Source organism: Ramlibacter sp. WS9 (assembly GCF_003797765.1).
GTDB lineage: Bacteria > Pseudomonadota > Gammaproteobacteria > Burkholderiales > Burkholderiaceae_C > Ramlibacter.
Genome location: NZ_RKMB01000126.1, coordinates 1 through 506 on the forward strand (window position 1 = coordinate 1; position 506 = coordinate 506).

1 protein-coding gene is annotated in these 506 nt (G+C 40.9%); it reads left to right on the forward strand.

The window, feature by feature from the left end:
* The coding region (locus EEB15_RS33265; RefSeq protein ID WP_199236710.1) for a hypothetical protein at positions 1 to 506 on the forward strand (506 nt) is incomplete at both ends.

The window sequence follows — 506 nt, forward strand, 5'->3', positions numbered from 1 at the left end:
CTATTGATGTTTATGCATTCGGCGTTACCGCACTATTTTTAGCAAATGGCACCTTACCTTCAGAAGTACTCTATGCTTATGGCAAGCCAGTACCTAATAATCTTTTTACCTCCCTGCCAATAGCAAATGAAATTGCAAGCCTGCTTCAGAGTTCGTTAGTAGCACTACCAGAAGACCGCCCCCCAATATGGTCAATCAAAGAGACACTTGAGAAGCACATATTAGAAAACAGACATCAAGCGCTAATAACACACAAAGGAAATCCAACCTACTTAAACAAAGATCGGAAAAAAATAACACTTTCGGTAGATAGAGTTGGAGTTGTCGACGTCCAGTATAACGGCTTAGATTTCATTATAACCAGGGCAGAGGGAGAAGTCTTCATTAATAACGCTCCCATTTTAGTTAATTCAAAAATACCCACTAGTTGCGTCTTGGCAATCGGCAATTCACAAAGAAGTAATCAGGAGCGCTCCTTTATTACGTTCGACCTATCTCATCCGGAG